Origin of the sequence: Paenibacillus sp. VTT E-133280 (genome assembly GCF_002264385.1) — a bacterium.
GTDB classification, from domain to species: Bacteria; Bacillota; Bacilli; order Paenibacillales; family Paenibacillaceae; genus Paenibacillus_AQ; species Paenibacillus_AQ nitricinens.
Genome location: NZ_NFUX01000019.1, coordinates 22,584 through 42,927, shown reverse-complemented (window position 1 = coordinate 42,927; position 20,344 = coordinate 22,584). Strand labels below are relative to the sequence as shown.

Here is a 20,344-nt window from a genome sequence, read left to right as displayed (position 1 = left end):
ACATCTTCAGGCTATGAACAATAAAAAAACAGCAAGTCGCCTAGGTACAAATAGGGACTTGCTGTTTGAGGTTTCTATTAATTCTTAAAGCTGTGAATTGGAGCAGGAATTCGTCCACCTCGGTTAACGAAATTGGCGCAATTAAAGCCGTTAACAGCCATGACAGGCGCATATCCAAGGAGGCCGCCAAATTCTACAATTTCGCCTACATCCTTGCCAATAACAGGAATGACGCGAACAGCGGTTGTTTTGTTATTGACCATTCCGATAGCAGCTTCATCGGCGATGATGCCAGAGATCGTCTCTTTGGTGGTACTTCCCGGAATAGCAATCATGTCCAGTCCTACAGAACATACACAGGTCATGGCTTCTAGCTTTTCGAGCGTAAGAGCACCACGCTGTACGGCTTGAATCATTCCGTGATCTTCACTAACCGGAATAAAGGCTCCACTGAGTCCGCCAACATAGGAGGAGGCCATAACGCCACCTTTTTTAACATTGTCATTTAGAATCGCCAGAGCGGCTGTTGTTCCTGGTGCGCCAGCTTCTTCCAGACCCATGACTTGAAAGATCTCTGCAATGGAATCCCCAATTTCTGGTGTTGGAGCCAGAGATAAATCGATAATCCCAAAAGGCACGTTCATCCGTTTCGATGCTTCCTGCGCAACTAGTTGTCCCACACGCGTAACTTTAAACGCAGTCCGTTTGATCGTTTCACATAAGGTTTCGAAGTCCTGCCCCTTTACTTCCTCTAATGCACGCTTGATTACACCTGGGCCACTGACACCAACGTTGATGACACATTCCCGTTCACCAACCCCATGAAAGGCTCCAGCCATAAAAGGATTGTCCTCGACAGCATTACAGAAGACAACCAGCTTAGCACAGCCGATGGAATCCCGATCCTTGGTGCGTTCCGCAGTTTGAATAATGATATCACCCATTAATTTCACAGCATCCATATTGATTCCACTTCTGGAAGAGCCGACATTGACGGATGAACAGACTCTTTCAGTAACTGCTAGTGCTTCTGGGATGCTGTCGATTAGAATACGGTCACCTTTGGTGCACCCTTTTTGCACAAGCGCAGAGAAGCCACCAATAAAGTTAACGCCAACTTCTTTGGCAGCCTTGTCCAAAATTTCCGCTACAGGCACATACGTATCCGTCTTCACGGCGCCAGCAGCAATAGCAATAGGGGTCACAGAAATCCGTTTATTAACAATGGGTACACCGAATTGTCTTTCCAGATCTTCACCTGTTTTGACGAGCTTCTCAGCGGATCTAGTGATTTTGTCGTATACGTTTTGGTTAAAAGTTCTCATATCTGTATGCGCACAATCCATGAGGCTGATTCCCATCGTTATGGTACGTACATCCAGATTCATTTCACGGATCATTTTATTCGTTTCTTGTACTTCCACCAGTGATATCATGGTCATCCTCCTAAATGCGGTGCATAATATTAAAAATATCCTCATGCTGAAGCTTGATTTCCACGCCGATCGCTTCTCCGATCAAATGCAAATCCTCAACAATATCCTCAAATGCTTTAGTCGCGCCAGAAATGTCTACAATCATCATCATATTGAAATAATCTTGTACAATCGTCTGAGAAATATCCAGAATGTTCAAATTGTGCTCGGCCAGATATGTACATACCTTGGCGATAATCCCTACTTTGTCTTTTCCTAATACAGTAATAATCCCCTTCATAAATACAGCCTCCCTTTGTATATGGTGATTACGCCGTGTAAACGGAATGAACCATTCCAATCATTATTACAAATGCTGAAGCAAGCTTCAACCAAAGGTTTTTTGTCAGTTTGATCATTTTTATATAAAGTCCTGTGAATTTAAAGAAAATTCGATTGACAGTATATGAAAAATATGATGAAGTGAGAGATTGATACGATACTCTGAAGGAGTAAATATGACTACACAAAAATATAAAGATATGGTTGAAGAGCGGACCAAACAAACCCTCCAGGACTGGTCGGAACTGTCGGAAGTTAACGAGAAGGACATTTATCGTTTTTTGCATAATTTGAAAGGTACGGCAGGAACAGTGGGGTTACAAGAAGTTGAACAGTTTGCCGATGCAACGTTGCCCTATTTCATGGAAAGTAGCCTTAAGAGCTGGTCTTTTGAAGAGTGGGGCGATTATTTGTATCCGCTTATTCCACTGTTTAACCAAGATCCATCGGTTTCTCTAGGTTCAGTTAAGACGTTAGACAAAAAAGGAACTGATGATGCGCTCCCACATAATGATATTTTACTTATTGATGATGATGTAGAATTAGTGGCTTATTTAAAAGAATCATTGGAGAAGCAGAACTATTATGTAAGCATTGCCTTATCCGCTGAACGAGGTCTCAAGATTTTTTATGAAAGTAAACCGGATCTAATTCTTCTGGATATTCTTTTGCCGGATATCAGCGGGATTGAGGTCTTGAATCAAATTATCGGCAAAGCCAAAAAAGAACGTATTCCAATCATCATTATAAGTGGGGAGTCCTCCAAAGCGACGCAATTGCATGCGTATAGGCTGGGGGTGATGGATTTTTTATCGAAGCCTGTAGATATTGATTTATTTCTGGCATTAATTAAAAACCGCTTTGAGTTAAAGCGGGAGTGGCAGGAATCCATCATTGTGGATGAATTGACGGGTGCGTTCAATCGAAAACACTTTAATCAAGTGATGAAACAGCTGATTTGCGATTTTAAGCGTACGGAACGGGTGTTTTCTTTAGCGCTGATTGATCTGGACTATTTCAAAAAGATTAATGATACATACGGTCATCTAATCGGAGATGAGGTATTACAGTCCTTGTCTGAGCTTGTAAAGGGTTCGATTCGTATGGAAGATACCTTTTGCCGCTTCGGTGGAGAAGAGTTTGCTGTGTTCCTGCCAAATACGGATGCGAGTTCTGCATTGACAGTAATAAACCGTATTCAGGAGCGATTTGCTGCCACCGACTTTTTTGCGAAGAATGAAGTCTTTCATGTGACCTTCTCGAGTGGGATATCAGAGGTAACAGAAGCTGAGAATATTGCCGATAAAATTGTAGAGGAAGCAGACCAGGCTCTCTATGCCAGCAAAGATGCCGGAAGGAATCAGACTACACTCTACACGGACCATTTATCGTCGACTAAAAAGCATTCGGTTCTAAATGTAATTGTTGTGGATGATGATGCGTTAATTCGAAAAATAGTGACTCATCAGATTGATACTTGGGAGCCGGAGGATATTGCTGAGGTGAATATCAGCAGTTTTGCGAATGGGCTGGATTTCTTGCAGTCGGATTGGTATTCCATAGATGAGAAATATATTATTCTACTGGATGGTGTGATGCCGGATCTTGATGGTGTTGAAGTTCTGGAAAGAATTCGCAAGATATATCCGGAAGTGAATATATTAGTGATCATGCTGACAGGGAGAAATAATCAGGCGGATATTGTACATGCCCTGCAGATGGGTGCCGATGATTATGTAGTAAAACCTGTTCATATGCCTGAGCTGTTGTCCCGAATGGAACGGTTGGCTCATAGATTCTTGTTCTAACACGAAGGGAATTGTGCGAATATGCAAAAAATAATGGTAGTGGATGATGAAGAAGTATTACGGATGTTAATCGAGGATACATTGGAAGATTTGGAGAATGTTGAGATTCACACAGCGGAGAATGGGTTGGAGGCGCTATCTAAGCTGTCAACGGATCCTTATGATCTGGTGATTCTGGATTATATGATGCCGGAAATGACAGGGATTGAAGTGCTTCAGCAACTGGATGAGGAGAAGAAGAAAACTACAGCTATATTAATGTTGACGGCCAAGGCTCAAGATGTGGATCGACTTCGCGCTGTTGAAGCAGGAGCACGTTATTTTATGCCCAAACCCTTTAGTCCGATGGAACTCTTGCAGATTGTGGAGGGGATCCTAAGTGACGAAGAGAAGTAACGCTAATCACAGTATCAGAAATAGGTATTTTCGTATCATTGCGCTTGTTTTCGCTTTAATCATCCTTATGGGCTCGGTATTTTTCTTTTTCATTAACGATGAACAGAACAAATTAAGTAGAGACCGAGAAATTCTGCAAAATAAGGCGGATACGATTACCGATTTGGCGAGTGCTTTAAATGAGGTGTTTTTCCGTGCCAGGGGATTCAGCGCTCTTAAAAGTGATAACGAATTAAAGCTCCTGAATGTAGGACTAATTAACTTTGATAAGATTCTGGATACCTATTCCAATCTCAATCTATCTCCCGAAGAAGCTTTGTTCAGAGATGGTCTAAAGGCCTTTTATGTCCAGTATAAAAATAAAACGTTACCTGAAGCGATTCGGCTAGTTGAGGCAGATGACTATGTGGCTTTGCGTGCTCTGTCCGCAGATGGTACCACTAAATCAGTGAATGATTTTCTTGGCTATACGGAAGAGTACAAAAAACGCTCGGATGAAGCCTTAAATACTATGGCTATGGATTATATTAAACAGGCAAATGAATTTACCTTTATCGCATTTTTTATAAGCGCGATTATTCTGTTGTTCTTTACCTTTATGATCTGGCGGATTCTAAAGAACCTCATTGACCCTATTCTGAAGCTGGAAGGGGCAACGCATTCACTGGCTGCCGGTGAGGAAATTCTTCTGGGCAAGCTTAAGCATCAAGATGAAATTGGCCGACTTTATAATGCTTTTCTAAATATGGCCAGAAGTATTCAGGACAAAGAAGAAGAGTTGATGATGCAGAATGAAGAGCTGCACGCTCAGCAGGATGAGCTTCAGGATCAGCAGTATAGGCTGCAACGTTCACTCAGTGAAATTGAGAGCATGATGAAAGCGCTCGATCAGTCATCTGCCGTCGGTATCCTTACCGCTAAAGGTGTGTTTACTTACGCCAATGAGAACTTAAGTGAATATACCCGCTATAAGAAATCGGAGATTATCGGCTATACATATAGACTTTTTGAACTTTATAATGTGTCTCCTGAAGAATTCCAAAAAATCAGCAATAAATTAAGTACGGGCGGAGTATGGAGCAATGAGCTTCAGATTGTAGCCAAAGACGGATTGCCGATCTGGCTGCATCTGACGATTGTGCCATACTTGAATGAAGAGGGTGTAATTTATCAGTACATCCTTATTGCGAACGATATTAACTCTATGAAGAGCGTGCAGCAAGAGCTTGCTGAGACGCTGAAAAATACGGAACAGACTAAAAAGATGCTTGAGCTAAACAACCAGCTGAATCATGATATTACCTACACGTTAGATAAACATGAATTTGCAGATAAGTTTATTGAATTTATGCATCATCTGTATTCCTTTGATTCAAGCTTCTTCTTGCTAGTAAAAGATAAGATTGCAGCTGTTAAAGGGATTCCTCAGGAAAATGTTGAGCGTTATCTCGATAGTGAGAACAATGAAATGTTATATCGTTTAAAGACTGAAAAGACCTATCTGATTAAGCGTTTAGCTACGCAATCGGAACAGGGAATCTCTTCGGATGAGGTCTACTGTTATGACTTCTACACGACTGTTGTGAATGCAGAAGATGAGATTCTAGCTGTATTTTGCGGAACCCGGATTGGACATTCCTTCAGCAAAGAAGAGATTAATGAGGTTCAAGGGATGATGAACCGCGTAGCTCTGGCGATTGAACGTTTGTTTATGTATGAAGAGATTGAACATGGACGGAAGCTGAATCGAGATATCGTCAATAACGTAAATGAAGGCATTCAGTTCGTGAATACTGATGGCATGATGCTGCAGATGAATAAGGCGCTCTGCAGCATAGTGAATTATGAATGGAACGAAGGTACCTTGATCCCTAGACAAGAATGGATGGATTATTTCATCGAACGCTCGAATGAGAACCAAGAACTTGGGTCGTTTTTTGAACAAGCAATTTCTGAGGATGCTCTGGAGTCAAGCAGTATGCAATACTCCATTGGAACGGAATCCAAGAAGCATATTGATGTTTATGCGATTCCTGTATTCCGACGTGAGCTCCGGATTGGTACATTGTTCGTATACAGAGATATCACTAGGGAGTACGAGCTGGATCTTATGAAATCCGATCTTGTTAGTACAGTAAGCCATGAGCTGAGAACGCCATTGTCGAGTGTACTAGGATTCACGGAATTGCTATTGTCCAAAACCATGAAGCCGGAGAAGCAGCTGAAGTATCTGGAGACGATTCATAAAGAAGCGAAGCGGTTGACTGAGCTCATTAATGATTTTCTGGATCTGCAGAGAATGGAGTCAGGAAAGCAGCAGTATATTACGGAGCATGTGAATCTCAGTGAAATTGTACTAGGGGTTATCGATCAATATAAGCTTAGCAGCACACATCATGTGCTTCTGGTGGATGAGGCTCTAAATGCGGAAGTAGATGTGGACAAGGATAAGATTGTTCAAGTTCTAACGAATCTGTTAAGTAATGCGATCAAGTTCTCGCCTACTAACAATGAAGTCAAAGTGCTGTTGCATAATGAGCCAGACCAGATTATTGTGCGTATTCAAGATAACGGTCTCGGGATTCCTAAGGATCAAATAGGCCAGCTATTTCAAAAATTCAGAAGAGTGGATAATAGTGCCTCCAAAAGAATTGGCGGAACAGGTCTTGGTCTTGCCATCTGTAAAGAAATTATTGAGAAACAAAAGGGAACCATCGGTATTGATTCCGTAGAGGGAGAGGGGACAACGGTTTGGTTTAGCCTCCCCATCCTCCATGGGGACACAAGCCGACAGCAGGATGAGCTAAATAAATGGAATGCAGATAAAGAGCTTAAGCCTAATGTAATGATCGTTGAAGATGATTACAGCCTTTCTTTGCTTTTATCCGAGGAGTTGAAAGGAAAGGGCTTCAGGGTAACTCATCATTATCATCCGAAGGAAGCTTTTGACCATGCCTTGAAAACACCATTTGTTGCGATCGTGGTTGATTTGATGCTGGGAGAAGAATTGGACGGATGGGATCTGATCCGAATGCTAAAAGAGGATTCGAGAACAGAGAATATTCCGATTGTAATCTCTTCCGCTCTGGATCAATCCGATAAGAACCAATTGAATGATGTGATACAGAAGTATTTAACCAAGCCTTATCCGCCTGGTGAGTTATCGAATACGCTTGAAGAGATTGTGAAGATAAAGACAGGGGCAGGCGAGGTATTATTTCCCGAAAGTAAGAAGGATTTATAGTTTTTATTTATCACAATATTTTATAAATAGTATCACTTTTTATAATGAAACCGATCAAAACAGCTTAAATCATACTGTTTTGATCGGTTTTTATGTACTTTATAGATACTTTTTCAATAAATACCATTAATTAGGTAAAAATGACTGGATTGATCGTTTACAATTATTGTGATAGCCTGATTTTATGAGGTTCTAAAAAAGGCTCAGATAGAGGTACGGATATTAACCAGATTTCATGTTTAGGAGAGGTGGATATTGTTGCAACTACAGGTAACGAACAGTCCCTTTAACGAGAACCAAGTCGAGCTTCTCAATCGTCTTCTACCAACCTTAACGGAGACACAGCAAATATGGCTTAGCGGATATTTATCTGCAATTGGGCGTACTGCGGCAGCAGCGCCAGTGGGTGCTGAACTTCAAGCGCCATCAAACACGGTCGGGACCGCAGAGGTCGGCGCTGCCGCTACGAGTCAACCTGCTGCATCACGTGAAGTAACCATTTTATTTGGTTCACAAACAGGGAATTGCCAGCGACTGGCGGGGAGCTTGTCCCGCAAGCTGGAAGAGCAAGGATTTCAGGTGACGCTCACCGCGATGAACAGCTTTAAGCCTAATGCGCTTAAGAAGGTAGAGAACCTGCTGCTGCTGGTCAGTACGCATGGCGAGGGTGATCCACCAGATAATGCACGGATGTTCCATGAGTTCCTCTACAGCAAAAGAGCACCTCAATTAGAGAACCTGCGGTTTTCAGTTCTGGCTCTGGGAGACACCTCTTATGAATTTTTCTGTCAGACGGGTAAAGAGTTCGATCAGAGGTTAGAAGAACTTGGTGGTAAGCGCCTAAGTCCACGTGTAGATTGTGATCTCGATTATGACGATTCCGTTGCCGAATGGTTTGAAGGTGTGATTGGTGCATTAAATGTAAATTTAAATGCTCCAGCCATTGCTGCAAAAGCAGTTCAAGCCGCAGAGGACGCAGAGTCACAAGAACCTCTATATACTCGGAATAATCCTTTTAAAGCAGAGGTACTGGAGAATCTGGATTTGAACGGACGCGGCTCGGACCGGGAGACTCGCCATTTGGAACTATCGCTTGAAGGCTCTAATATACAGTTTGAACCAGGGGATGCACTGGGAGTATATCCAGAGAATCATCCCGAACTGGTGGACGCTATTATTCATACTATGGGCTGGAATCCTAATGATAAGGTTCCGTTTAATAAGAAAGGTGATGAAGGAGCCTTACGTGAGGCACTTCTGCATCATTATGAAATCACTGTATTGACCAAACCTTTGCTGGAGCAAGCGGCAAAGCTGTCTGCTTCAAACAAGCTGAGTGAGTTATTAGCTCCAGATCGTGCTTCGGAGCTTAAAGCGTATATTCAAGGACGCGATCTACTCGATTTGATCCAGGACTTCTCACCGTGGGAAGGTCCAGCCAGCAGTTTTGTGACGATTTTGCGGAAGCTTCCTGCACGCCTATATTCTATCGCTAGCAGTTATAAAGCAAACCCGGATGAGGTTCATCTAACCGTCAGAGCTGTACGTTATGAGGCTCACGGTAGAGCACGTTACGGTGTCTGCTCAGTGCATTGCGCAGAAAGAGTAGAACCGGGGGATACATTGCCTATTTACATTCAGCATAATCCTAACTTTAAGCTGCCTACTAATCCGGATGCACCGATCATCATGATTGGACCGGGCACAGGTGTTGCGCCATTCCGCTCTTTCTTAGAGGAACGTGGAGAGCTGGGAGCGGAAGGGAAATCTTGGCTGTTCTATGGGGATCGGCATTTTGTAACAGATTTCCTCTATCAGACTGATTGGCAGAGAATGCTAAAGGATGGCGTTCTAAGTAAGCTGGATGTAGCCTTCTCACGTGATACCGAAGAGAAAGTATATGTACAACATCGTATTTTGCAAAAGAGTCGTGAGGTTTATGAATGGCTGCAAGAAGGTGCTCATATCTACGTTTGCGGTGACGAGAAGTACATGGCGCATGATGTTCATTCTGCCCTGCTTACAGTGATTCAGAGTGAGGGTGGACTGAGCCCTGAAGCGGCAGCGGCTTATCTGGAAGATATGCAACAGACGCAGCGTTACCAGCGTGATGTCTATTAATGGATAGATGGAGTTATCGAATGACTTCGGGGGGAGATAACAACAATGGCAAACAATGAGAAGGTTAAGCCGATCGGCGGGCCTCCTAGTGATGTAGAGCATATTAAGTCGGAGAGTAACTATCTGCGGGGTGCATTGGTTGAGACACTAAGCAATCCGATTACGGGTGGTCTACCTGAAGATGATAATCGGCTGCTAAAATTTCACGGAAGCTATATGCAGGATGACAGAGATTTACGCAATGAACGGGAACGTCAGAAGCTGGAGCCGGCATTCCAGTTTATGCTTCGCGTAGTTGCCCCTGGTGGTGTAGCTACACCGGAACAATGGCTGGTGATGGATGATCTGGCACAGAAGTATGGTAACGGAACCTTACGTCTAACTACAAGACAGGCATTTCAAATGCATGGTGTGCTTAAATGGAACTTAAAGAAGACCATTCGGAGCATCAATGATACGCTAATGACGACCCTTGCAGCTTGTGGGGATGTTAACCGTAACGTAATGAGCAATCCGAATCCTTATCAATCTGAGGTGCATGCAGAAGTCTATGAATGGGCGCGCAAAGTTAGTGACCATCTATCCCCACGAACTCCCGCTTACCATGAAATTTGGCTAGACGGTGAAAAGGTAGTGGATAGTTTAGGAGATCGTGCAGAAGTTGAACCGATCTATGGTCCGGTATATTTACCGCGTAAATTCAAGATTGGTCTTGCGGTACCCCCTTCAAATGACGTAGATGTGTTCTCGCAGGATCTAGGCTTCATCGCTATTCTTGAGAATGATAAGCTGGTAGGGTTCAACGTTTCTGTAGGCGGCGGTATGGGAATGACGCATGGCGATACCAGCACGTATCCTCAGCTTGGCCGTATCATTGGTTTTTGCCGTCCTGATCAATTGATCGATGTAGCGGAGAAGACAGTAACGATTCAGCGGGACTATGGAAATCGTTCTGTCCGCAAAAATGCACGGTTCAAGTATACGATTGACCGCCACGGTTTGGAATGGTTTGTCGGTGAGCTGCATGAAAGACTCGGATGGCAGCTTGAGGCGGCACGTGATTACCATTTCGATCACAATGGAGACCGCTATGGCTGGGTGAAGGGTACCAATGGAAAATGGAATTTGACGCTTTATATCCAAAGCGGACGGATTCATGACCAAGAAGGGTACACATTGATGACTGGACTGCGGGAAATTGCCAAGATTCATACCGGGGATTTCCGGCTTACGCCGAATCAGAATTTAACGATTGCTAACGTAACCACTGCCAAAAAGCGAAAAGTGGCTGAGCTGGCTAAACAACATGGACTTACAGATGGAGCTCATCTATCTGCGCTACGACGCAGTTCAATGTCTTGTGTGGCACTACCAACCTGCGGACTTGCAATGGCTGAAGCGGAACGTTATTTGCCTTCGTTGATTGATAAGCTAGAGCTTGTCCTTGATGAAGCTGGTCTCCGTGAGGAGGAAATCGTGATCCGGATGACAGGTTGTCCTAATGGGTGTGCAAGACCGGCACTAGGCGAAATCTCGTTTATTGGTAAAGGTCCAGGCAGATATAATATGTACTTGGGAGCAGGTTTTACGGGAGATCGCTTGAACAAAATGTATAAAGAAAACATAGATGAAAAAGAAATTCTGGAGACACTGGAGCCGATTCTTCATCATTATTCGAAAGAACGTCTGCATAGTGAGCATTTTGGAGATTTCGTAATCCGTACAGGTTATGTAAAGGCGGTTACCTCAGGTCTTAATTTTCATGACTAATCTAATATAGATTGAAGGGGTGTCCCGGAGCCTACATTATGGCTGCTGGGGCACCTCTTTGTTAGTTGATTTTTTGGTTTTAAACTTTAACGGTTGCTCGTTGTCGAGTGGATTGGAGCTAAGTTAGATTGAGTGGGACGGATAAGATGCTATCGGACTCAGATGATCTAATATTTTCATTAGAAAAAGGGATTCCTTTTAGAATGTGTATGAAAAATATATTTTTTTGCATAATGATTTGGATTTCTCGTGTTTTTCTTTCATAATATAAAGGGGAAACTAAATACAAAAGAAGAGCCATTGCCCGAGAGTGATGTGTTCTGTACAGAAGAGGCGATATTATGATTATCATGAAAACGATGGAAGAGATCGAAAAAATGCGTGCGGCGGGAAAAATTCTCGCTGAATGTCATCGTCAAATTGCGCAAATTCTACAGCCGGGAATTACCACCTGGGAGATTGATGAATTTGCAGAAAAATTTATACTGTCTCAAGGAGCGACTCCTGAGCAAAAGGGATATAACGGATATCCGTACGCAACCTGTGCATCTGTAAATGATGTAATCTGCCATGGCTTTCCGAAGAAGGAACCACTTAAAGATGGAGATATAGTAACCATAGACATGGTAGTTAACTTAGAGGGCTGGTTGGCAGATTCCGCTTGGTCATATGGGATTGGCAACATTAGTGAGCAGGCGACCAAATTACTAGACACCACAAAAGAATCTTTATTCCGAGGGATCGAGCAGGCAGTTGCAGGCAACCGTATCGGGGATGTTGCTCATGCTATTCAAGTTTACGCAGAGTCTAATGGTTTTTCTGTTGTGCGTGATTTTATTGGCCATGGGATTGGTTCAGAAATGCATGAAGCACCAGAGGTACCTCACTATGGTCCGGCTGGCAGAGGACCCCGTCTTAAAGAGGGGATGGTATTTACCATTGAGCCGATGCTGAACACAGGCAGCTATAGAACAAAGATTGATGCCGATGGTTGGACTGCACGTACCATTGACGGCGGTCTGTCAGCACAGTATGAACATACATTAGCTATCACCCCTCAAGGAACGATTATCCTGACTGAACTATAATTTAGGGTAGAAAATAGACCTGATTAGCTTCATCTTCTCATGATGTTGCTGATCAGGTCTATTTGTTGTTCAACTAATCAATTAATCAGTAATGTTGCGAGTATAGTATTCAATGATATCTTTTCGACGAATAATTCCGACAAACACGCCTTCTTTATCAATCACAGGAACAAAATTCTGATCTGCGGCGAGCGTCAACATATCCTCCATTTCGGCATTTATGAGAACGCTCTCGTTATGGACATGCTTCTGGATATCGCTTACTGGAACTTCTCCTATATTGTCAAAAGTTAGACCTGCTGTGTTTTTCAGCTTCCACAATAGATCACCTTCCGAAAGTGTTCCTACATATTTTCCTTCATTATCAATAATAGGGATAGCCGTATAATGGTGCTGCTCTAATTGTTCTAAGGCTTCCAGCATGGATAGTGAGTTAGTGATATAGGCAACTTGATCTTTAGGCAACAAAAAAGAGGATATTTCCATCGGCATGAACTCCTTTGTATTGAGATTTTTTTAGTTAGGCTACTTTTATTTAAACATACTTTTTGAAGAGATAGGTGTTTTAAATTTTATTATTTAATTATAGGTAAAAAGACCTATTAAATGACAGTCGCATTTTGTCGATTAAAGATAAGGTATATTATCCTAGAGTGGAGTTGTTCAGATGGCGTTGTATCGTAGGCTTTCTTTAACGGTTAAATTTGTTCTGGTAGTAAGTTTAGTTATCATTGTTATCTTTTTCTTTAGTTTAGTTGCAAATCTGCAAAATCTGCGTAATGTGAGTATTTCGAATGGTGAACTTCAAGCGGAGGTTGCCGGACGAAGTTATGCGGAATCCATCCAGAATACTATGATAGACATGGAGTCAACAACTAAGGTATTCGCAGAAGTGTTGCTGGAATCAAGAGAACATCAGACCTTAAGTCGTGAGGATGTTATCTCTACAATGAAGGCTATGCTTGAGAACAGACCTGAAATTTTGGGTATTAGCACATTATGGGAGCCGAATGCCTTCGATCAAAAGGATCAGGCTAATATAAATAAAATGCCGTACGACGACAACACAGGGCGTTTTGTTCCTTATGTTGTTAAAAATGAGGGTTCAATTACGATTGAAGCTTCGAAAAATTACGAAGTAGAAGGCACCGGAGATTACTACCTTATACCTAAAAAAAATAAGAAACCGATCTATCTTGAACCGTATTCTTATGAGACAACTGTTGGGTCTATGCAGATGATTTCGATTATACAGCCCATTGTAACCAATTCGGGTACTTTTCTTGGGACTGTGGGATTTGATATCTCGCTAGCAGAGCTTCAGGCAAAAGCGGTTAATTATAGACCTATGGGAGGTTATGTTGCTCTTATTTCAAATGATGGGAAATATGTAGCGAATCCTAATGATCCACAGAGTGTACTTAAAGATTTTGGGGATACGGAAGAGAAAGCTGCATTGTGGAGACAAGTGAAGAACGGGAAGAGTGTACAGGGGTATACCAATAATTCCAAAGGAGAAACTGTGCTCCGAATTTTTGTTCCAATCCAAATGCCAAAAAGTGAACAGGTATGGTATACCCAGACAGCCATTCCTAAATCTACAATTATGGCGGACTTCGAACAAGCCAAAACAGAATCTTTTATTATCATGTTAGTTGGGATGACGATTTTAGGACTAGTTGTAGGCTTTCAACTATGGTTGATGGTGATCAAACCGCTTCGAATGTTATCTGAGAAATTGCAGCTTATGTCTCAAGGGGATTTAACCCAAACCTTGCAGGTTCGAAATAATGATGAATTCGGCAAGATGGCTACGCATTTTAATCAGATGACACATAAGCTTCGAGAAATGTTTGGACTTGTAGCTGACTTGTCGATGTCAGTGGGTGCTACTTCTGAAGAGTTGACAGCGAACGCTGAACAGACAGGGAAAGCTGCTGAACAGATTGCTGTGGCTATTGGACGAGTCGCCGAGGGAGCGCAACTGCAGAATGGTTATGCAGGAGAATCTTCTCTGGCCATGAGCGATCTTAGCGTTGGAGTGCAACGTATCGCTGACTCTTCATCAGCGGTGTCTGCATCTGCCGATGAAGTAACCGATCAAACGAAGAGAGGCAGTGCACAGCTTCAAATGGCGGTGAACCAGATGACAGAGCTTAAGCAATCCGTGGACGAGACCAGTCTGGCGATTGAACGACTAGGTGAAAGATCTGTACAGATTAGTGGGATTATTGGTCTGATCTCGAGTATCAGTAAACAGACTAATCTATTGGCATTAAACGCAGCGATTGAAGCATCCAGAGTGGGTGAACAAGGTCGTGGATTTGCTGTAGTAGCTTCGGAAATACGGATGTTGGCGGATCAAACGAAACAAGCTGCCGAACAAGTTACTGAATTAGTCGAACATGTTGTCCAAGATACTAATAAAGCCTCACAGGCTATGGCCGTTGGTAATGAACAAGTACGTATCGGTGTGCAGGGTGTATCTGACAGTGATCTTTTGTTTACATCGATTCTTGCTGAAATGACACAGGTTACAGATCAGATTCAGGAGGTATCTGCAGCCGCACAGCAGATGACCGCTGGTACAGAGGAGATTTCAGCTAGTGTCAAAGTATTAGCCGATCTTGCATCGGAAGCTTCCGCAGATTCACAAAGTGTAGCAGCAGCGTCAGAGGAGCAGCTTGCTTCTATGGAAGAGATAACTGCCTCGACGGAATCCCTCAGCTCAATGGTGCAAGATTTGCTGGATAAATTGTCTTATTTTAAGATTTAAAATAATTGAGATGTTGTAATTGTAAGTGGGAAACCCGGTTCTTTTCTAAAGGATCAGGGTTTTTCCATTTCTTACATAATCTAAAAGGTATCTAGATGGCATCGGATGTGCTATAATCAATATATCGAAAGTAGTTACCTGCTAATTCACATAGCGTAGAGGGTTATTCTTAAGATGACAATAACCTTGTACCATATGTGAATTTTTATTTTTTTAGAGATTTTGTAAGAGATTTTTTTGGGATAAGAATAACATGTAAATTAAAAAAAGGTGGTAATTATATTATGCAAACAGGAACAGTGAAATGGTTTAACGCGGACAAAGGCTTTGGTTTTATCGAGGTTGAAGGTGGAGAAGACGTATTCGTACATTTCAGCGCAATCACTGGTGACGGATTCAAGTCTTTGGATGAAGGACAACGTGTAGAATTTAACGTAGTTCAAGGCAATCGTGGTCAACAAGCTGAGAATGTTGTAAAACTCTAAAGTTGTGAAAAAAATCCCCAAACTTATAGTTTGGGGATTTTTTTAAATATAAGAAATTATAAGTTTCACACAATACTATATGTCTTATATTTCTCGCTTAGTTGAAAGGTGGCGGATGTAAGTGCAGGTGTTTGAAGACTGGAATTTAAAAGTGAAGAAAACCTTTAACGCTACAAGCAACAAGGAAGTATTGACTGTGTCTGAAGCCGGTAGTTTACTTGGTCTGTCTAAAGATCAAATGAAAAGCTATGTAGACCAGCATAAGTTAACCAAAGTCCCAATTATGAGAAGTGTTGTCAGGTATCTTATACTGAAAAGTGAAATCGATACGATCCTGAACAAAACCTAATGTATTCTCAATAAACTTTGCAGACCCATCCTTCATAGGATGTGGTCTTTTTTTTTTTTGCCTCAAAAATTTCTTATAAAAAGAAACTTATCGATCCAATGATCGTCTATAATTATGGGATATTTAGGTAATGGGGTAGGCATAAACAGTAATAGAAGTTTAAACGTAATTGTGTGGAATAAAAGGTGATGTTCATTAATGGTGAGAAGTCGCATAAACAGAAAGGGTAATTCATCCAAATGAAAAATAAACAGAGCACTCATCCATCTGCTTCATTTACTTTAAGCAGAATCGAGAAAAAGAAAGTGAAAAAAAATAAAATCAGTAAAAAAATGAAAATTTGGTACTTTTCGATGGCTATCGTACTTATTATTGGACTGGGATCTTTTATTTTCCGTAAAGAATTAATGATTTTTGGGTTTAATAATGTTGTAGCCCCAACGATTGAACACACCCTTAAGGACTCCTATGTGCCATTAGAAGACAGCGGAGAACCAGGATTACAACCAACGATAGAAAATAAAGACCGTCCTTTTTCTCTCCTTCTACTAGGCACCGATCAGCGTGGCAAAGAAAACGGGCTTTCTGATTCCATTATTTATACAGTTATTCGACCTGAAGACCATAAAGCACTGCTCGTCTCCATTCCCCGTGATTCCTATACAGAAATTATTGGAGCAGAAAATATCAAAGGAGCAAGAAAAGAAACCAAGATTAATGCGGCACATTCCTACGGAGGTCCTCAAATGAGTGTGGATACCGTTAAGAATCTTTTGAATGCGCCAATTGATTACTATGCTACGATTAATTTTAATGGGCTTGTGGGTGTTACAGATGCTCTTGGAGGAGTGGTGCTTCCAATCACCAAGGTGATAGAGAATAAGAGTCCCGATCATGAGAAACTAAGAATTGAGCCGAACAAACCGATCTATTCCGGTAAGGAAGCTTTAATGTATGTAAGATATCGGGAAGATTCTGATTTTAAGAGAACAGAGAGACAGCGGATTTTCTTGAAAGCAGCGCTTGATCGGATGAAAAGAATAGATAATATTCTTAATATACAGAACATTATCGAAATTGCTGGCAGTAACTTTAAAACGAATATGAAGTCAGATTTTATTTTGGATTTGGCTAAGAAGGTAATTCTTGAAGGTGGAACCCCTGAAATAACGAGTCATATGCTCCAAGGGGAAGGAAGACATACGGATCAATGGTATTATATACTCGATGAAAATGATGTAAAGCGTACTCATGATATGATTGAGATTTGGCTGAACCCAGACTCTACTGAGGCTGATTTAATCACTGCTTCTAAGGATGATGCTGCTGCATAATATTTTTGCTATTCTATTTTATATTCACACGGAGGTTAGCTTCTATGGCATTAAAATCAAAGGAGCAAATGATACTCGAATTTAAGTCTCTTATTCCATTCGTGAAATCATTAGAAGAGGTGCCAGATAAACATTGGGATAAGCCCATAGCTACTGGTAAATGGACCGTGAAGGATATTCTCTGTCACCTCATGCTATGGGATAAATATTTCTATGAAGGTGCTATTAAGCAGATTATTTTGAAAGAACCATTAACAACGAAACATTTGGATTTTAACGAATTTAATGCTAACGCGAGGGAGTATGCCAAATTGTTATCCAAGCAGACCTTGATTGAACAATTTGTGCTCTACAGATCTAGAATTTTAGATGCAGTCTCTGGATTAACGGATGAAGAATGCGAATTGGAATATAAGGATGGAGACCACAAGAAGTTCAGTGTTCGCAAGTATTTGAGAAGTTTTATCCCACATGATAAGCATCATAAAAAACAGATTGAACAATTTCTAAACTGCATCGAGTAGAGATGAATTGTTGTCTCCTTATGGCTTAAGCTTTAGCGCGATTCTGAACCATTTTCATGGATTGGCGAATAAGTATTGGACCGAACATGCTGCCAGCATAGGCGGCTATAAAAGAATGTAAGGGAAACTTTATAGCGAAATAAATGACCGATCCAGCTACAAAATCAATAAGAATGAATTTCTTGATCTCGGATAGTGGGATTGTGACGAATACAAATGATTCTTTATTTTTCAAACCGTTGGCCTCCTATTTGAAAATGTTTCAAAATAAATCCACTATTCATTCTATTTTGAGAACAAGATGTCCCATTCGAAATATTTAGACTAACGGCATACGATCATTACCATCGGGCTTATAAGACCATAATATCTGGGGTACGAATTTCCCTATGTGGTACGGTGAAGATGCAGTATTTCGTTTTCGTCTAAATTTACAATCGAACCGTAAGTAAAATAATAGATGTACTTGTGACTGAAATGCACCCCTTAGAATAAACATTGGAAAACCTTCTGGGCCCGATGTCTTTCTAGGAGGTGCATTTTTGCTCAGTTTCTGCAACTGATAAGATCTCAATGTTAAAAAGACAAATTTCCACTTGGAAAATTTGGTTTTCATAGGTAATATCCCATATTCCGCCGATTTCTTCTACCGCATTCTTTACGCTTTTTAGACCGATACCATGAAAATGCTTGTCTCGTTTTGTTGTGGCTAATTCTCCGAAATGATTCGTACGTATGGAATGCTGATATGGATTCTGTATTCTGATAAATAAAGTACCCTTATGATAATGAAGTTGGAACTTAATATAAGGCTGAGTCACACCTGGATGCTTGCATGCTTCTATAGCATTATCAAGGGTGTTCCCTAGAATAATGCTAAATGCATAAGCATCTAGGTCAAGCTGAGGTGGAATCTTAATATCCGTTTGAAAGGAGATACCCAGCTTTTTGGCAAATTGCGACTTGTAATTAATGATAGAGTCGATTAGGATGGAGCCGGTATTACTTTCACCTGAAGAGAGTTCTATTACTTCAAGAAGCTTATCTACATCATTCAGTCCGGCTTCTTTTTCCCCAGCTTGTAATTGAGACCTCAGGCCGAGCAAGATATTCCTGAAATCATGTTGAAACGTAAAGACTTCTTGCTGCCTTTCTTTCGTGAGCAGATACTGGTTCATATAGTAGGTGTTCTGCTGTTCCAACAAGTAGTTTTTATTCTGTGCCGATTGTATGGTTAATACACGATCACACAAAAGAATGATCAGGAAGTTGATCAACAGCATTCCTCCGGACAAGGCCGGATACAACGCCGGATATTCCCGCAATGACAGCTCGCCCGATAATTTTGCAATACTGAGAATACTGATAAACGGAAAGCAGAACAACCCGATCCAATACCAACTGCTTAGACTGCCCTCTCCAAAAGCTTTGGTAAAACGAAGCGTGATCTGTACCAGTATAAACATCAGAATCTTAGACAAAAACAAGGTAAAGATGTATCCGCTTGTCGTATACACAGGTGCAGTTGCTGCATCTGAAAGAATAATCAGTGCGACTATAAATAAAGCAGCACCAATACGCCATTGTATTTTTCCTTTATACAAAAAGGACAATAGAACGATCCCCACTATATTAAGCCCTAGCATCCATAAGCCTGGAAGTGGGCTGTTATGAAGGAGGAGTACGAAAATATAATAAGCAGTGTATACGGAATAAAGGATTACTTTGGATTCCCAAAGCCGTGGGAAACAATGATCATAGAAATAATGAATGATAAATGGGAGAGCTGCCAGTGTGAGGGCATAGAACAGCTCATCCAGTAGAATATTATTCAAGCAGACTCCCCCTGAATTGCAAATAACTCTTTTTCACTACGGTGCTTTGCTTATCGCTAATCGGAAGTTCTTCCCCACTCGTTAATACAATTTTTTTGCCCTGAATTTGTTTTATGTAATCGAAATTCACAAGATACGATTGATGAATCCGCACAAACTGCTTCGAAGGTAGCTTTCCTTCTTCTATAGATAAAGTACTGTAATATTCCGTTTGATCTTCCGTTGTTTGCAAAATGATTTTTCGGCGATCACTTGCCAAGTACATAATATTACGGATTGGAATCAGTAGTTTAGTTCCACTTTGGTGTACAGGTAGTAATTTTGGTTGATTTTGCTGACGCTTGACCTTTATTTGCTGAATCATAGAGAGTAGTTTTTTTTCAAAAGACTCGTTATGTATAGGCTTCTTTATAAAACCGGAAGGTTGAACGTCAAATAGTTGAACATGATACTCTTCGTGGCTCGATACGTAAATCAACCGAACCCTATCATTATCACAATCTCTCCGTAATATATGACCCGCTGTTATTCCGCTTATTCCCTTCATTTCTATATCCATAAAAATAAGATCAAATGGACAACCATGTTGTATGGCTTTCGTGAAACTTTCACCAGAATAGAATATGGATACCTCTATCTTTACGGTCTGCTGAATGGGATGGTTAAGGATCAATCTCTCCATATATTCTGTTGCCTTGAAATCATCATCACAAATAGCAATATGTATCATGTGAAATTCCCCTCCTGTGTTATAAATAATAATACATTATATGGGAGTATAATCAACCTTTATCCTTTTAGGGATCACTTGGAAGTGGCGAAAGTTACATTTATTCCCGTGTTTTTTACCATAACGA

17 protein-coding genes are annotated in these 20,344 nt (G+C 41.3%); 11 read left to right on the top strand and 6 right to left on the bottom strand.

The genetic code is table 11. The features are described from left to right. Positions 1-77 precede the first annotated feature (77 nt). On the bottom strand, positions 78-1,433 hold the full coding sequence (locus CA600_RS10945) for a PFL family protein (RefSeq protein WP_256989813.1): 1,356 nt from the start codon (positions 1,431-1,433) through the stop codon (positions 78-80). A gap of 13 nt (positions 1,434-1,446) precedes the next feature. Next, positions 1,447-1,716 carry an ACT domain-containing protein gene (locus CA600_RS10940; RefSeq protein ID WP_042189980.1) on the bottom strand — a complete coding sequence of 90 codons (270 nt, stop codon included), beginning with the start codon at positions 1,714-1,716 and terminating at the stop codon, positions 1,447-1,449. Between the two features lie 217 nt (positions 1,717-1,933). Between CA600_RS10940 and CA600_RS10935 the strand changes: the two genes are divergently transcribed. The 6 genes from CA600_RS10935 (at position 1,934) to map (ending at position 12,184) form a co-directional block, all read left to right on the top strand. Next, positions 1,934-3,565, top strand: a complete 1,632-nt coding sequence (locus CA600_RS10935; RefSeq protein WP_094870216.1) for a diguanylate cyclase — start codon at positions 1,934-1,936, stop codon at positions 3,563-3,565. Positions 3,566-3,586: 21 nt separating this feature from the next. Then, positions 3,587-3,961 carry a response regulator transcription factor gene (locus tag CA600_RS10930; RefSeq protein ID WP_094870215.1) on the top strand — a complete coding sequence of 125 codons (375 nt, stop codon included), beginning with the start codon at positions 3,587-3,589 and terminating at the stop codon, positions 3,959-3,961. Further along, positions 3,945-7,205, top strand: coding sequence for an ATP-binding protein (locus CA600_RS10925; RefSeq protein ID WP_094870214.1), 3,261 nt, complete (start codon positions 3,945-3,947; stop codon positions 7,203-7,205). The genes CA600_RS10930 and CA600_RS10925 overlap by 17 nt, the downstream gene beginning before the upstream one ends. 258 nt (positions 7,206-7,463) lie before the next feature. Next, positions 7,464-9,326 (top strand): assimilatory sulfite reductase (NADPH) flavoprotein subunit, encoded by a 1,863-nt coding sequence (locus CA600_RS10920; protein WP_094870247.1) that lies wholly within the window; start codon positions 7,464-7,466, stop codon positions 9,324-9,326. Between the two features lie 45 nt (positions 9,327-9,371). Next, entirely contained in the window at positions 9,372-11,096 is a 1,725-nt protein-coding gene (gene cysI, locus CA600_RS10915) for an assimilatory sulfite reductase (NADPH) hemoprotein subunit (protein ID WP_094870213.1), read from the top strand. 341 nt (positions 11,097-11,437) lie between these two features. Further along, a complete protein-coding gene (gene map / locus CA600_RS10910) occupies positions 11,438-12,184 on the top strand; it encodes a type I methionyl aminopeptidase (RefSeq protein ID WP_094870212.1) in 747 nt (248 codons plus the stop codon). A gap of 81 nt (positions 12,185-12,265) precedes the next feature. On the opposite strand, the gene CA600_RS10905 is transcribed toward map, so the two are convergent. After that, positions 12,266-12,670 carry a CBS domain-containing protein gene (locus tag CA600_RS10905; protein WP_042189973.1) on the bottom strand — a complete coding sequence of 135 codons (405 nt, stop codon included), beginning with the start codon at positions 12,668-12,670 and terminating at the stop codon, positions 12,266-12,268. A 181-nt stretch (positions 12,671-12,851) separates the two neighbouring features. On the opposite strand from CA600_RS10905, the gene CA600_RS10900 reads away from it, so the two are divergent. The 5 genes from CA600_RS10900 to CA600_RS10880 all read left to right on the top strand — a co-directional run bounded on the left by CA600_RS10900 (position 12,852) and on the right by CA600_RS10880 (position 17,652). Continuing rightward, complete coding sequence (locus CA600_RS10900) at positions 12,852-14,960, top strand: methyl-accepting chemotaxis protein (protein WP_094870211.1); 2,109 nt, start codon at positions 12,852-12,854, stop codon at positions 14,958-14,960. A 284-nt stretch (positions 14,961-15,244) separates the two neighbouring features. Next, on the top strand, positions 15,245-15,445 hold the full coding sequence (locus tag CA600_RS10895) for a cold-shock protein (protein WP_036685790.1): 201 nt from the start codon (positions 15,245-15,247) through the stop codon (positions 15,443-15,445). A 121-nt stretch (positions 15,446-15,566) separates the two neighbouring features. Further along, positions 15,567-15,794 carry a helix-turn-helix domain-containing protein gene (locus tag CA600_RS10890; protein ID WP_094870210.1) on the top strand — a complete coding sequence of 76 codons (228 nt, stop codon included), beginning with the start codon at positions 15,567-15,569 and terminating at the stop codon, positions 15,792-15,794. A gap of 239 nt (positions 15,795-16,033) precedes the next feature. Then, the gene (locus CA600_RS10885) at positions 16,034-17,128 is read left to right on the top strand and encodes an LCP family protein (protein ID WP_094870209.1); all 1,095 of its coding nucleotides are present in this window, start codon (positions 16,034-16,036) and stop codon (positions 17,126-17,128) included. A gap of 44 nt (positions 17,129-17,172) precedes the next feature. After that, on the top strand, positions 17,173-17,652 hold the full coding sequence (locus tag CA600_RS10880; RefSeq protein WP_094870208.1) for a DinB family protein: 480 nt from the start codon (positions 17,173-17,175) through the stop codon (positions 17,650-17,652). Between the two features lie 25 nt (positions 17,653-17,677). Here the strand turns inward: CA600_RS10880 and CA600_RS10875 are convergent, their stop codons facing one another. The 3 genes from CA600_RS10875 to CA600_RS10865 all read right to left on the bottom strand — a co-directional run bounded on the left by CA600_RS10875 (position 17,678) and on the right by CA600_RS10865 (position 20,217). Next, a complete protein-coding gene (locus CA600_RS10875; RefSeq protein WP_094870207.1) occupies positions 17,678-17,887 on the bottom strand; it encodes a hypothetical protein in 210 nt (69 codons plus the stop codon). Positions 17,888-18,179: 292 nt separating this feature from the next. Then, positions 18,180-19,487, bottom strand: a complete 1,308-nt coding sequence (locus CA600_RS10870; RefSeq protein ID WP_094870206.1) for an ATP-binding protein — start codon at positions 19,485-19,487, stop codon at positions 18,180-18,182. Then, entirely contained in the window at positions 19,480-20,217 is a 738-nt protein-coding gene (locus tag CA600_RS10865; protein WP_094870205.1) for a LytR/AlgR family response regulator transcription factor, read from the bottom strand. Before CA600_RS10865 ends, CA600_RS10870 begins: the two co-directional genes overlap by 8 nt. Between the last annotated feature and the right edge of the window lie 127 nt (positions 20,218-20,344).